Source organism: Rothia aerolata (genome assembly GCF_014635585.1).
Taxonomy (GTDB): Bacteria; Actinomycetota; Actinomycetes; order Actinomycetales; family Micrococcaceae; genus Rothia; species Rothia aerolata.
This window is the reverse complement of the sequence record NZ_BMDC01000001.1, coordinates 943,234-956,727: the sequence shown is the minus strand read 5'-3', so window position 1 is coordinate 956,727 and position 13,494 is coordinate 943,234. Positions and strand designations below refer to the sequence as shown.

Annotated in this window: 10 protein-coding genes; 8 read left to right on the top strand and 2 right to left on the bottom strand. The window is 59.1% G+C overall.

The features are described from left to right. The first annotated feature begins 11 nt into the window (after nt 1–11). The 3 genes from tsaB to tsaD are packed head-to-tail and all read left to right on the top strand — an operon-like array spanning nt 12 to nt 2,273. The gene (gene tsaB, locus IEV00_RS04230) at nt 12–689 is read left to right on the top strand and encodes a tRNA (adenosine(37)-N6)-threonylcarbamoyltransferase complex dimerization subunit type 1 TsaB (protein WP_188359044.1); all 678 of its coding nucleotides are present in this window, start codon (nt 12–14) and stop codon (nt 687–689) included. Then, complete coding sequence (gene rimI / locus IEV00_RS04225; RefSeq protein WP_188359043.1) at nt 689–1,180, top strand: ribosomal protein S18-alanine N-acetyltransferase; 492 nt, start codon at nt 689–691, stop codon at nt 1,178–1,180. The genes tsaB and rimI overlap by 1 nt, the downstream gene beginning before the upstream one ends. Further along, nucleotides 1,173–2,273, top strand: coding sequence for a tRNA (adenosine(37)-N6)-threonylcarbamoyltransferase complex transferase subunit TsaD (gene tsaD / locus IEV00_RS04220; RefSeq protein WP_188359042.1), 1,101 nt, complete (start codon nt 1,173–1,175; stop codon nt 2,271–2,273). Before rimI ends, tsaD begins: the two co-directional genes overlap by 8 nt. A gap of 26 nt (nt 2,274–2,299) precedes the next feature. Here tsaD and IEV00_RS04215 read toward each other — a convergent pair whose 3' ends face one another. Together IEV00_RS04215 and IEV00_RS04210 are read right to left on the bottom strand one after the other, a co-directional pair. Further along, the gene (locus tag IEV00_RS04215) at nt 2,300–3,445 is read right to left on the bottom strand and encodes a glutamate--cysteine ligase (protein ID WP_188359041.1); all 1,146 of its coding nucleotides are present in this window, start codon (nt 3,443–3,445) and stop codon (nt 2,300–2,302) included. Nucleotides 3,446–3,548: 103 nt separating this feature from the next. Continuing rightward, nucleotides 3,549–4,787, bottom strand: a complete 1,239-nt coding sequence (locus IEV00_RS04210) for a class I SAM-dependent methyltransferase (RefSeq protein WP_188359040.1) — start codon at nt 4,785–4,787, stop codon at nt 3,549–3,551. A gap of 208 nt (nt 4,788–4,995) precedes the next feature. On the opposite strand from IEV00_RS04210, the gene groES reads away from it, so the two are divergent. From groES to IEV00_RS04185, 5 genes are all read left to right on the top strand, one after another. Then, nucleotides 4,996–5,289: a co-chaperone GroES gene (groES, locus tag IEV00_RS04205; protein WP_188359039.1), complete on the top strand. Its 294-nt coding sequence runs from the start codon at nt 4,996–4,998 to the stop codon at nt 5,287–5,289. A 35-nt stretch (nt 5,290–5,324) separates the two neighbouring features. After that, the gene (gene groL, locus IEV00_RS04200) at nt 5,325–6,914 is read left to right on the top strand and encodes a chaperonin GroEL (RefSeq protein ID WP_188359038.1); all 1,590 of its coding nucleotides are present in this window, start codon (nt 5,325–5,327) and stop codon (nt 6,912–6,914) included. A gap of 178 nt (nt 6,915–7,092) precedes the next feature. Next, nucleotides 7,093–9,171, top strand: a complete 2,079-nt coding sequence (locus IEV00_RS04195) for an acyltransferase family protein (protein ID WP_188359037.1) — start codon at nt 7,093–7,095, stop codon at nt 9,169–9,171. Between the two features lie 56 nt (nt 9,172–9,227). Beyond that, on the top strand, nt 9,228–11,345 hold the full coding sequence (locus IEV00_RS04190; protein ID WP_188359036.1) for an acyltransferase family protein: 2,118 nt from the start codon (nt 9,228–9,230) through the stop codon (nt 11,343–11,345). A 6-nt stretch (nt 11,346–11,351) separates the two neighbouring features. Then, on the top strand, nt 11,352–13,451 hold the full coding sequence (locus tag IEV00_RS04185) for an acyltransferase family protein (RefSeq protein WP_188359035.1): 2,100 nt from the start codon (nt 11,352–11,354) through the stop codon (nt 13,449–13,451). Nucleotides 13,452–13,494: the final 43 nt, after the last annotated feature.

The following is a 13,494-nucleotide window of genomic DNA, read 5'->3' as shown; positions in this document are numbered from 1 at the left end:
AGACTGGGAGGGTGCTTGTACTTGCAATTGATTCCTCTGCTACCGCCTCGGTAGCCCTTGCCCGCCTGCACGAGACCGGCTACGACCTGCTGGCGGTTCGCGAAACTGATGACACCCGCAGCCACGCTGAGGTTATGGCTCCCTTTGTTCGTGAGGTGCTGGACGACGCCGGGGTGGCTTCCTCTGACCTGGATGCTCTGGTGTGCGGTACCGGCCCGGGCCCTTTCACCGGCCTGCGCGCTGGAATCGTCACTGCCCGAACCCTGGGCTTTGCCTGGAATCTTCCGGTCTACGGCATGATGAGCCTCACCGCCCTGGCCGAAGAGGTCTTTGACTCTGCCCTCGCAGCCGGGCACACCGAGATTCTGGTGGCCACCGATGCCCGCCGCCGCGAAGTCTACTCTGCCCGCTACGCTCTTTCAGCCGGCGGTTACGAACTACTGGAAGGTCTCACGGTGGGCAAAGCAGAAGAACTGGCTGACCTGCCCGCCTATGGCCGCGGCGCTGGGCTCTACCCTGATGCCCTGCAGGCCGTTGAGGGCTTCTCTGACCTTCAGCCCCGCGCTCGCTTTCTGCTGGCAGCTGCCGCGCGGGCCGGAATCGAGAATCTGAGCACCGATACCTCGGCCCTCTACCTGCGGGAATCAGACGCCAAGGTGCCCGCCGCCCGCAAGAAGGCAAGTGCCTAATGCTTGAGGCCCAGCTTCCCACTGACCTGGCCGACGGCGCTATCCTGCGGGAAATGACCCTGCACGACATCGAGGCCGTGCACACTGCCGAGCTCGCGCTGTTTCCGGCAGACGCCTGGCCGGTGGAGATGTTCCTGGCCGAACTCACGCACCCGAGCCGCGCTTACGTCGTCCTTGAACTTGACGGAAAGATTATCGGCTACGCCGGCGCCATGAGCGTGGCGGATACCGCCGATATCCAAACCATAGCCGTGCTGCCGGAATATGAGGGGCGGGGTTTTGGGCGAGCCATGCTGGACTTTTTGCACCGCGAGGTGGCGGCCCGCCAGGCCGAGCGGGTGCTGCTGGAAGTGCGCGCCGACAACCCCCGCGCCCAAGACCTTTACCGGCGTTCGGGCTACGAACACATCCACACCCGGCCGCACTACTACCGCGACGGCGTAGACGCACTGATTATGCAGAAGAGACTGAAAGGCACCGAGAATGACTGAGCAGCCCCTGGTACTCGGCATCGAATCATCCTGCGACGAAACCGGTATCGGTATTGTGCGCGGAACCGAGCTCTTGACCAACACCGTCTCTTCGTCCATGGAAGAGCACGTGCGTTTCGGTGGTGTGATTCCTGAGATTGCCTCCCGCGCCCACCTGGATGCCATGGTTCCTGCCCTCCAGGCTGCCCTGGACGAGGCGGGAGTGACCCTCGACGAGGTAGATGCCCTCGCGGTGACCGCGGGCCCCGGCCTCTCCGGCGCCCTGATGGTGGGGGTCTCTGCCGCTAAGGCACTGGCGGTAGCTACCGGCAAACCGCTCTACGGTATCAACCACCTGGTAGCCCACGTGGGTGTGGGTCTGCTAGATGACAGCGGTATTGAGGGCTTCTCCGCTGATTTTCTCGACCAGCTACCGCGGGGGGGCCTCGGTGCCCTACTGGTTTCCGGCGGCCACACCGAGATTCTGGCGGTGCGCGATATTACCGGCGACGTGCAGCTTCTGGGGTCTACCCTGGACGACGCCGCCGGGGAGGCCTACGACAAGGTGGCGCGCCTGCTGGGGCTGAACTACCCCGGTGGCCCGGCCATCGACAAAGCGGCTGCCTCGGGCGACTCCAAGGCTTTTGTTTTCCCTCGCGGTCTCTCTGCCCGCAAGTTCATGGGTACCGCCGAGCAACCGGGAAAGCACCGCTACGACTTCTCTTTCTCGGGCCTGAAAACCGCTGTGGCTCGCGTGGTGGAAGGCTTTGAAGCTCGCGGTGAAGAGGTGCCGGTGGCAGATATTGCCGCTTCTTTCCAGGAGGCCGTGGTGGATGTCATCACCAAGAAAGCCATGCTGGCCTGCCAGGAACAGGGCATTAAAACCCTGCTTCTGGGCGGTGGCGTGGCTGCCAACTCCCGCCTGCGGACCCTAACGGCCCAGCGCTGCGAAGAGCACGGCATCAAGCTGGTGATTCCCAAGCTTTCGCTCTGCACCGACAACGGAGCCATGGTAGCCGCCCTGGGCGCCCGCCTGGTTACTGAGGGACGTGCCCCTTCGGGCATCGACTTCGAGGCGGACTCTTCCCTGCCGGTGACTACTATTTCTGTTTAGAGCGCAAACGGTATCAGGAATGTAGGTCAGCCCCAGGGCTTCTTGCCCTCTTCCACCAGGTGGCGCACCACTGCTCTTAAGTCGCCGTCATTCTCTGCGGCCACCCTCCTCTGCTTCTGGTAGCTGCCGCCCTCTGCCATAATGCGCTCCACCTGGGCTAGCTCCTTGGAGCAATCCAGATCCGCGGCGATAGGCTCAAACTTGTTGAGCAGGCGCTCTATATCCTCGGTAACGAGCAGCTCATCGTTGGCATTGTTCTGAATGATAATGCCATCGAGGCCGTAGCGGGCCGCCCGCCACTTGTTCTCCTGCACGTGCCAGGGCTTCAGCGCTTCGGGCCGGATTCCCTCTTCGAACTCCCGGCTCACCGACTCCACCAGGCACTGGTTGAAAGCTGCTATGGCGGCTATGTCGGCGGGGGAGGGCAGACCGTCACAGATACGCATCTCCACCGTGCCGTAGTGGGGTACGGGGCGAATATCCCAGCGGTTTTCGCTGGGGTCATCGATCACGCCGGTGGTCAGCATGTCGTTGAGGTAGTCCTCGTAGGCCTCCCAGGTTTCAAAGTTGAAGGGCAGGCCCGAGGTGGGCAGCTGCTGGAAGAGCAGGGCGCGCTGCGAGGCATAGCCGGAGTCGGTGCCCTCCCAGAAGGGTGAGGATGCCGAGAGGGCCAGTAGGTGCGGATAGTAGTTGGTCAGCGCGTCAAGCACCGGTAGCGCTTTGTCGCGGGAATCCAACCCGGTATGCACGTGCACCCCGTAGATGACCATCTGCCTGCCCCAGTACTGGGTGCGGTCTAACATCTTCTGGTAGCGCTCTTTATCGGCAACCGGCTGGTCAAGAGACTTAGAAAAGGGGTGGGTTCCAGCTGAGAAAAAATCGATGTCGAGGGAATCTGTGACAGCTCGAAGCTCGGCGGCGGTCTGCTGGAGCTGGTCAAGGCCCTCCCCCACCGTTGAAGAGACCCCGGTAACTAGTTCCACCGTGTTATCCAGGAACTCGCCGGTAATGTGGGCCCCGTCTGAGTCGTTGAGCAGGGCGGGATTCTCATCCTCGAGCCGCTTCAGAACTTCCTGGGCGCGGGAGGTGAGCTCGCCGGTTTGCCGGTCAACAAGGGCGACCTCCCATTCCAGGCCGATGGTGGACTGGGCGGATTCAGCAAAGGGGATCATGACTCTCCACGGTTGGTGACTGTGCATTAATCCTAAAGGGTTTGGCCCCTGCGGGTACACGGGAGAGCGGGCGGGTCTCACTATGTGTCTTTGGGTTGCTTTTTTACTCCAGCGGTTCGGCGTGGATTGCAACCCGCCGGGAGTCTCTTCCCTCACCCAGGCGGGTCAGAATCAGGGTGGCTGACTTCTTCCCCTTCTTCTTTCCCCCTGCTAAGAGCTTTTTCCGGAGTTCCTCGGGGGAAATATCAACCCCGCGTTTCTTAATGGTGAGCGTGCCTATGCCCTCTTCTTTGACCCAGCGCTTGAGGGTCTTCTCGTGGATGGGCATGGTCGCAAGCACACGAAAACCCGCTAGCGCCGGATGGCTGACAGGCCGGTCTGAGGTGAGGTAGGCGATGTGTTCGTCGAGCAGGTAGGTGCCGGTCAGGCTGGCCAGGTCGGCTACCAGATGCGAGCGGACGACGGCGCCGTTGGGCTCAAAGAGAAAGTCAGCTAATTCTGCGGTTTCGGCGGGGTCGGATTCTGGCTCTTCGGAAACAAGTTCACAGAGTACCTGTGGATGCAGGGGATCGGGGCCGAGAAGCAGGGCGCTGCGTTTGATACCTGGCCGGGCTAGGGCATTGAACCACAACACCACCTCCACTACCGAGCCGCCGTGGGAAACCCACTGGGCCTCGCAGTTCTCAGGAATAACCTCGTGGGGCAGGCCCGGGCCCATCTTAACAGCCAGGGGAATACCGGTGGCCGCCAGTTTGAGAACATGGGAGAAAGGCGGGGCAAAAGCCTCGGGGTCAAAGAGACGGGAGGTGGTCTTTTTTCCCTCTATCTCCCGGCGGGCAGGGTCTAGCCAAAGCGCGGCGACCGGTGCCCCGGCGTCGTCCTTAAGATCCTGCGGCGCGAGAGCCTGAGCATCGCTACAGATAACCTGCGAAGCGGGAAAGTCGCGCAGATTATAGTCGGTGAAAGCGGCGGTTTCCGGGTCAATCTCCACCGATACGGTGCTCAAGCCCGCGGCGGCAAAGGCCAGGGAATCAAAGCCCAAGCCACAGCCCAGATCAGCCACCGACCCTATTCCGGCGGCAACGAAGCGCTGAGCGTGATAGCTGGCAACCGCGGTACGGGTTGCCTGCTCAAGCCCCGCCTCGGTCAGCAGCATGGAATCGGCGCGCTCGCCAATCTTGGCGCGTGCCCGGGTGCGCAGCTTTGCCTGGTTGAGAATAAAAGAAACGGCCTCGGGCGAGTGGCCGGCGGCGCGTAAGCGGGAGGCTGAATCCAGAGCCGCGCCGGAATCATAGGGCACGAAGTCGGAGATAAGCTCGAGCGGAAAATCTTGAATAGGCATCAGGGCTATTCTAGCGGGCTGCCCCGGTGCGCTCACCGCGAAACGTTGCCCATTTCTTGACCCAGCCCAAGCCACAGTTCTAAAGTTTGTGTTAGCACTTGACCGCGTGCAGTGCTAAAAATGGGGCTCGGTTGGCACCGCGACGACAACCGACTCCCACGCTGAACCGGTCAAACAATATAAAAGACTAACTCTCAAGGGAGAAAACATGTCAGCTATTAAGCCTCTTGAAGACCGCGTTGTTGTTCAGATTGTAGAAGCGGAGCAGACCACCGCATCTGGCCTGGTAATCCCCGATACCGCTAAGGAAAAGCCCCAGGAAGCCAAGGTTATCGCTGTTGGCCCCGGCCGCACCGATGACAAGGGCAACCGTATTCCCGTTGACGTTGCCGAGGGCGACATCGTAATCTTCTCCAAGTACGGCGGAACCGAGGTTTCCTTCGACGGTCAGGACTACCTGATTCTGTCTGCCCGCGACGTTCTGGCTGTCGTTTCTAAGTAAGTTTTCACCCCTAGTAAGAAGGAGTTGATGAATTCATGGCAAAACAGCTTGAATTCAACGACGACGCTCGTAAGCACCTTCAGGCTGGTGTCGATAAGCTTGCAAACGCTGTCAAGGTAACCCTGGGGCCCCGCGGCCGCAACGTGGTGCTTGATAAGCAGTGGGGTTCTCCCATGATTACCAACGACGGTGTTTCCATCGCCCGCGAGATTGATCTGGAAGACCCCTACGAAAACCTGGGCGCCCAGCTGGCTAAGGAAGTTGCAACCCGCACCAACGACGTTGCCGGTGACGGTACCACTACCGCTACCGTGCTGGCCCAGGCTCTGGTTGCCGAGGGCCTGCGCAACGTGACCTCCGGTGCGGCACCTGGCGAGGTCAAGCGCGGTATTGAGGCTGCTGTGAAGGCCGCTTCAGACCGTCTGCTGGAAAACGCCCGCCCCGTTGAGGGCCCCGAGGTTGCCCACGTGGCTGCGATTTCCGCCCAGTCACCTGAGATTGGTGAGCTGCTGGCCCAGGCCTTCGAGAAGGTGGGTCAGGACGGCGTCATCACCATTGAAGACGGCTCCACCACCGAGATTGAGCTTGACGTTACCGAGGGTATGCAGTTCGACAAGGGCTACCTCTCACCCTCGTTCGTCACCGACGCCGAGCGTGCCGAGGCTGTTCTCGAAGACACCTTTGTGTTGATCTACCAGGGCAAGATCTCTACCGTGAACGAGATTATGCCCGTGCTGGAAAAGATCGTTCAGGCCAAGAAGCCCCTGACCATCATCGCTGAGGACGTTGAGGGCGAAGCCCTCTCCACCCTGGTGGTCAACAAGATGCGCGGCAACCTCAACGTTGTTGCGTTGAAGGCTCCCGGCTTTGGCGACCGCCGCAAGGCAATCATGGAAGACCTGGCCATTCTGACCGGCGGTACCGTGATTACCGGCGAACTGGGTATCACTCTGGATGCCGTGACTCTGGAACAGCTCGGTTCTGCCCGCCGTATCACCGTCACCAAGAACGCCACCACTATTGTGGACGGCGCCGGTTCTAAGGACGACGTAGACGGGCGCGTTGCCCAGCTGCGCCGCGAAATTGAGCGCGTGGACTCCGAGTGGGATCGCGAGAAGCTCAAGGAGCGCCTGGCAAAGCTGGCCGGCGGCGTCGGCGTCATTAAGGTGGGTGCGGCAACCGAGGTTGAGGCCAAGGAACGCAAGCACCGCATCGAAGATGCTGTCTCTTCCACCCGCGCGGCCCTGGAAGAGGGCATCGTGGCCGGTGGCGGTACCGCTCTGGTGCATTCGCTGGCTGCCCTGGATTCTCTGGACATGGAGTCTAAGGATGCCAAGACCGGCGTTGACATTGTGCGCCGTGCCCTGGTTCAGCCCCTGCGCTGGATTGCCGAGAACGCCGGTGAAGACGGCTATGTTGTCAGCGCCAAGGTAGCAGAGCTGCCCGTTGGCTCCGGCTTCAACGCCAAGACCGGCGAATACGGCGATCTGATTGCCGCCGGTGTGATCGATCCCGTGAAGGTGACCCGCTCAGCACTGGAAAACGCCGCTTCCATCGCAGCGCTGGTTCTCACCACCGAAACCCTGGTGGTAGAAAAGCCCGCTGACGAGGAAGAAGACGATTAATCTAGCCTCTTTTAAGAGGACATCCTGCCCCGTGTGATTACCCACATGGGGCAGGATTTTTTGCACAAAAGCAGGTATACATACAGGCTGGGGGAGTATTCTGTAGCTTTGGCGCAGTTAGACTCGCCGACGCACAGGACAGTGAGGCTCTCGAGCCTCTTTCAATCTTTTGAGGGTTATGGCTAACGCAGAGCAAAAGAAAATATCGCCGTGGAATTCTCAGCTAGATCAGCAGATCGAGATTATTAATAATCAGGCAACCCGTAAGTTCCGCCCTGAAATTCAGGGTCTGCGAGCTTTGGCCGTCTTGCTGGTGGCCGCCTACCATTTCTGGTTTGGTAAGGTCTCCGGCGGCGTGGATGTCTTCCTGCTGATCTCCGCTTTTCTTATGGCGGGCTCTTTTGCGCGCAAGATTGAGGGCAATACCTTCAAGGGGGTACGTGCGGTCTGGGAATACTGGATTCACGTCTTTAAGCGGATTCTGCCCCTGGCTTCACTGACCGTTGCCGGTATCTTGCTGGGCACCTACCTGGTCTTGCCCGCAGAACGCTGGTCTACCCTGATCTCTGAGGCCAAGTCGGTGGTCTTCTACTACGAGAACTGGTGGTCCATCAATAACCTGGTGGACTACTACGCCGCTGATACCGGCGCCGCCTCGCCCTTCCGCCACTTCTGGTCGCTGTCTTTGCAGGGGCAGATTTACATTCTCTGGCCGCTGATTTTCTTAGCGGTAGCGGCGGCGGTAAAGTACCTGCGCTTCAATGTGCGTGCCACCCTGGTGGCTGTTTTCGGCACTGTTTTTGCCTTGTCTCTGGCTTACTCCATTTACATCACCGCAGCGAGCCAGCAGACTGCCTACTACAACACTTTTGCCCGCCTGTGGGAGTTTGCCCTGGGTTCACTGGTGGCAATTATTCTGCCCTGGCTCAATATCCACCGCTATCTGCGGGCCGTAATGGGCTGGGCCGGTATCGCCATGATTATCAGCTGCGGCTTCATCTTCGACGTGGAGGGTGTCTTCCCCGGTTACCACGCGCTCTGGCCCACCCTGGCGGCGTCCATGATTATCATCGCCGGCGATACCCAGACCAAGTTCGGTCCCGAGAAGCTACTGACCCTGCCCCCGCTGCTGAAGCTGGGTGGCTTCTCCTACGGTCTCTACCTGGTGCACTGGCCCCTGCTGGTCTTCTACCTCTACCGCAACAACGCGGAGAAGGCCGGTTATGTCTCGGGCATTGGCCTACTGGCAATTTCTATGGTGATTGCCTACCTCATGACCAAGTGGGTGGAGACCCCGCTACGCTCCTGGAAGAAGCTGGACCGCTCGAACTGGGGCGCAATTGCCGTGATTGCCGGTTGCATTGCCGTGGCAATTGTTCCTGCCTTCGGCTGGCAGGGGCAGATGGCCTACCAGGCTTCCCAGCTTGAGAAAGAGCGTTCCCTCAATAACCCCGGCGCCGCTGCGCTGGAACCCGGCTTTGAATATCAGGGTGCACCGGACGCCGCCGTCTACCCACCTATTTCTCAAATCCAGGAGGAATGGGCGGATCTGGGTGAAAGCTGTTCCTCAGTCGAGATTGGCCTTGTTACTTCTGCATCCACCGACGAATACTGCACCGTGGCCAACATGGAAGACCAGCCCGAAAAAGTTGTGGTGGCAGTAGGTAACAGCCACATGCAGGTGTGGGCACCGGTGATAACCCGCTATGCCCAGGAGAACAACTGGACCCTCTACTACTACGTAGCGGGAGGTTGCTTCTACGCGCCTGGCGATAACCACAACCGCCCCGACTGCGATAGCTACACCGATAACGCCCACACCTTCGTGGACGACGTTGACCCCGACCTCGTCATTACCACCGGCACCATGGGCGGGGTAGACGCGCCGGACACTCTGACCGAACCCATGCGGGAAGAAATGACCCAGCTGACCGAGCACGGTCTAGAGGTGCTTTCCCTGCGCGATCATCCGCGCTTCTCTCAGAACCCCCTGGACTGTGCGACCGAACCGGACTGCGTTTTGCCCGCTAACCAGGACGTTGAGAACAATCCGCTCACCTCGCTGGAAAGTGAGCTCGACGCTTTTGGAACCGTGAACATGAACGACATGGTATGCCCCGACGGTAGCTGCCCGGCGGTTATCGGAAACGTTTATACCTACATGGACGATAACCATCTCACCAGCTCCTACATCGAAACCACCTACGACGTGTTTAAGATGCGGGCTGATGAGGCAATGGCACGTATTAACGGCTAGTTCTTAACCCACCGGCCCCTGACCAAACCGCCAGATAAGAGGGGAGAAAACTATATATGGTTAATTCGCCTTCGCACCCGCCGCAGCTCTTAGACTCTAGGTTCTTGGAGACTCGTGGCTTCAGGCCAGAAATTCAGGGCCTGCGTGCTCTCGCCCTCTTTCTGGTGGTGACCTACCACATCTGGTTTAGCAGGGTCTCCGGCGGTGTGGATGTTTTCCTCTTCATCTCCGCCTTCTTGCTCTCGCTCTCTTCTATGCGCAAGATCAACGAGGGCAAACCGCTGGCGCTGGTGAAGTACTGGCTGCACGTCTTCCAGCGTTTGCTACCGGCTGCCGCTACCGTGGTGGCGGGTACCGTGATTGCCTCTTTCATTTTCCTTCCGGCATCGCGGCTGATGAGCATCGTGCAAGATGCTCTGGCAACCCTGCTCTACTTCCTCAACTGGCGGCTGGCCTTCAACTCGGTGGACTATTATGCCCAGGACGCCGCGGGCAAGACTCCGTTACAGCACTTTTGGTCGCTCTCGCTGCAGGGGCAGATTTTTATTCTTTGGCCCCTGTTCTTTGTGCTGGTAGCTCTGATGGCCCGAAGGTTGCGTTTTAACCTCATCGGTTCGGCGATTTTGGTTTTTGGAACTATCTTTGCCCTCTCCCTGGCTTTTTCGGTGTATGAAACCTCCCATAACCAGAGCGTTGCCTACTTCGATACCCGTACCCGGCTCTGGGAGTTTGCAGCCGGTACGCTGCTGGCCTTGCTGACCTTCAAGTGGCGGCCGCCAAATTGGGCTCGGGTACCCATGGGCTGGATTGGTATTGTGGGCCTGGTTTCCTGCGGCTTTGTACTCCCGGTGGAGCAGGCCTTTCCGGGCTACCTGGCCCTGTGGCCCCTGCTCTCAGCAGCCCTGATTATTCTTGCGGGAATGACAGGTTCACCCGCCGGTGCCGATAGGATTCTTGCCTCTAAGCCGCTTCTGAAGCTGGGTGAAATTTCCTATGCCCTCTACCTGGTGCACTGGCCTGTTTTCATCATCTATTCAACGGTGACCGGCCAGAACCACCCCGGCTTTATCACCGGAACCCTAATGATCCTTGTCTGCATGGTGATTGCCTGGGCTATCCACACCTATATCGAAGAGCCCCTGCGCAAGGATGCTAGGGCTAGAACCTCCACAGCCGGCGGGCAGGCCCTTCCCTGGGCTAGGCCGAAGAGGAGCTTCGTTTTTCTTAAGCCCATTGCCGTTATTTCAGCCTGCCTGCTCATAGTGGGCGGCCCTCTGCTGGCCAGCAGGTACTACCTACAGCAGCGCGAAGTTGAGTTTGCTGAGATAGAAAATCAGGCAGGTGGCGCTCATTTCCCAGGAGCTCTTGCTCCAGAAAATGAGGACGAAGATTACGACTATCCGCCCCTTCCCGCTACCGATATCCAGAGCCAGTATGACGGTCTAGAAGCAGGCTCCTGTGTTGGGCAGGTTGAGCTGGTGAACCCCGTTCTTGAAGCTGAGTGCGGTTTCCAGGGCAGTGGGGTAGAAGATAGCCCCACCATCGCTGTGATTGGTGGCTCGCATACTGGCCAGTCCATCGCCTTTTACCGGGAGCTGGCAAGCTATAACCAGATGAATCTTCTCGATTTGCACACCGGCGGTTGCCGCTTTCCTCTTGAGGCAGAGCCCAATCCCACCGCCGAGTGCATAGACCGCAATGAGGCATGGAGCCAGCAGGTACTGGAGCAAAAGCCAGATTACGTTGCCCTGATGCTTACCCAGACCAGTTCTCAAGGTGACCGTGAGATTCTGGTGCCCGGTGTCGAAGAGAAAATCGAGCAGTTCACCCAGGCCGGTATTCGGGTGATTGGTCTGCGCGATAATCCCCGCTGGAAACAGAACGTTTATGAGTGCGCCCAAACCTCGAAGAATGATCCCAACTCGTGTAATGAACCGGTAGGAAACAGGCTAGAACCCGTCAATCCTGCCCAGGATTTGATAGATTCAAATTCGAATTTGTTCGGACTGGACTTTACTGACCAGTATTGTCCAGAGGGTCAGTGCAAGGCTGTGATTGGCAATGTCTATGTCTACATGGACAACAACCATGTCTCTAAGGCCTTTGGCCGAACCCTCTCTGACTTTGCCCAGACTCAGCTAGATGACCAGGGCTGGCTCAGCCCTACCGTGTAGACCCCTATGAAGACCCTGACCTCACCAGAACACCGTGTAGAAACAGCCCCAGCTGCCCAGCCCACCCGCAAATTCCGCCCTGAAATCCAGGGTTTGCGGGCTTTGGCTGTCTTGCTGGTGGCCGCCTACCACTTTTGGTTCGGCAGGGTCTCCGGCGGAGTGGATGTCTTTCTGCTCATCTCCGCTTTTCTCATGGCTGGTTCCTTCGCCCGCAAGATAGAAAAGGGAACCTTTGCCGGTATCAGAACGGTGCTGACCTACTGGATTCACGTTTTCAAGCGCATTCTTCCGCTGGCAACGCTGACCGTGGTCGCCACCCTGGCAGGGGCCTACTTCTGGCTACCGGCGGAGCGCTGGCTGAGCCTGCTTTCCGAAGCTCGCTCGGTGATGCTCTACCGGGAGAACTGGTGGTCTATCAAAAACACGGTGGACTACTACGCCGCCGATACCTCTAGCGCCTCGCCCTTCCGCCACTTCTGGTCGCTTTCTCTCCAGGGTCAGATTTATCTTCTTTGGCCCCTGCTCTTTCTGCTGGCCTGGGCTCTGGTTAAAACCTTTAGGTTCAAGGCCCTGCCCACCCTGCTGGTGATTTTTGGCGCGGTCTTTGCCTACTCGCTGAACTTCTCCATCAAGCTCACTGCCTCTGACCAGCAGATTGCCTACTTCCACACCGAGGCCCGACTGTGGGAGTTTGCCCTGGGTACCCTGGTTGCCCTAGCCCTGCCGCTGTTTAGGCTCAAAAATATCACCCGCGCCATCATGGGCTGGGCGGGTATTGCCATGATTATTAGCTGCGGTTTCATCTTCGATGTGGAGGGTGCTTTCCCCGGCTACGCGGCACTCTGGCCGACCCTGGCGGCATCCTTCATCATCATCGCCGGAGACACCCAGACTAAATTCGGCCCCGAAAAGCTGCTTACGATCAAGCCGCTGCTGAAGCTGGGCGGCTTCTCCTACGCGCTCTACCTGGTGCACTGGCCCCTGCTGGTTTTCTATCTCTACCGGGTAGACCAGGAAAAGGCGGGCTTCGGCGCGGGGCTGGTTCTTCTGGCTATCTCTATCGTGATTGCCTGGGCAATCACCAAGTTCATTGAGACCCCGCTGCGCACCTGGAAGTGGAGCGAGGCCAAACCGATTCGTGCCCTGGGCGTGGTGGCGGTTTGCGTGCTGCTGGGGCTGATTCCCATTGCATCCTGGAACAAGGCTATTGCCACCACCACTCTGCAGGCGCAGGCCAATCGCGGGCTCAACAACGAGGGAGCTAAAACTCTTGAAGCCGGTTTTGTCTACGAGGGGGAGGAGAACCCCACCGTGATTCCGGTGCGAACCTCGGGCAAGGACTGGGCAGACCGCGGCCCGCTGTGCGTAGAAACCAATCCCGACTGGGACTTAGATGAGGCCCAGGCCCGGGACTGCCACCACACCGTCGTCAATGATCAGCCCAGCAAAACCGTGGTTGCGGTGGGCAACAGCCACATGCAGATGTGGGCGCCGGTTCTGCGCCAGCTGGCTGAAGACCAGGACTGGGATCTGACCATGATGACCACCGGCGGTTGCTTCTACGGTACTGAAGATATCAAGGACGACGAGCTCTTTGAGGACTGCCTGGAAAGCTCCGCCTCCATGCACGATCTCATCTCCGACTTAGACCCGGACCTGGTGTTTATGACCGCCACCCGGTCGGCTCCTGACGAGGACGACGAGCTGTTGGCGGGTGCCGAAAATCGGGTTGACCAGCTGCTGGCTGACGGCCGCACGGTGGTGGGCATTCGCGACACCCCCCGCCTTGCCACCATGCACAAGGACTGCCTGGATCGCGGTGGCAACGAGGAGACCTGCGCGATGGACCCTGGCCAGGATGTTTACTCCGACCCCCAGCTTGAGATTGAGGTGGAGAAGCCCGGCTTTGGTGCGGTCAATATGTCAGATGTGGTCTGCCCCGAGAACTCCTGCCCGGTCACCATCGGCAATATCTACGTCTATCAGGATTACGACCACATCAACGCCACCTACGCAGAGACCACCTATGACTTCTTCGCGCAGAGGGCTCTGGACGCTATTTCGCGTGCCGAAACCAACAGTGGTAAGTCCGCGCAAACGAGTTAGAATAATGGAGGAAGTCGACCCGGCGGTAAGACCGGGTCACATA

Excerpts from the sequence above, each read along its gene's own strand:
- rimI (WP_188359043.1), top strand. The coding sequence starts at position 689 with ATGCTTGAGGCCCAGCTTCCCACTGACCTGGCCGACGGCGCTATCCTG.
- tsaD (WP_188359042.1), top strand. The coding sequence starts at position 1,173 with ATGACTGAGCAGCCCCTGGTACTCGGCATCGAATCATCCTGCGACGAA.
- IEV00_RS04215 (WP_188359041.1), bottom strand. The coding sequence starts at position 3,445 with ATGATCCCCTTTGCTGAATCCGCCCAGTCCACCATCGGCCTGGAATGG.
- IEV00_RS04210 (WP_188359040.1), bottom strand. The coding sequence starts at position 4,787 with ATGCCTATTCAAGATTTTCCGCTCGAGCTTATCTCCGACTTCGTGCCC.
- groES (WP_188359039.1), top strand. The coding sequence starts at position 4,996 with ATGTCAGCTATTAAGCCTCTTGAAGACCGCGTTGTTGTTCAGATTGTA.
- groL (WP_188359038.1), top strand. The coding sequence starts at position 5,325 with ATGGCAAAACAGCTTGAATTCAACGACGACGCTCGTAAGCACCTTCAG.
- IEV00_RS04195 (WP_188359037.1), top strand. The coding sequence starts at position 7,093 with ATGGCTAACGCAGAGCAAAAGAAAATATCGCCGTGGAATTCTCAGCTA.
- IEV00_RS04190 (WP_188359036.1), top strand. The coding sequence starts at position 9,228 with ATGGTTAATTCGCCTTCGCACCCGCCGCAGCTCTTAGACTCTAGGTTC.
- IEV00_RS04185 (WP_188359035.1), top strand. The coding sequence starts at position 11,352 with ATGAAGACCCTGACCTCACCAGAACACCGTGTAGAAACAGCCCCAGCT.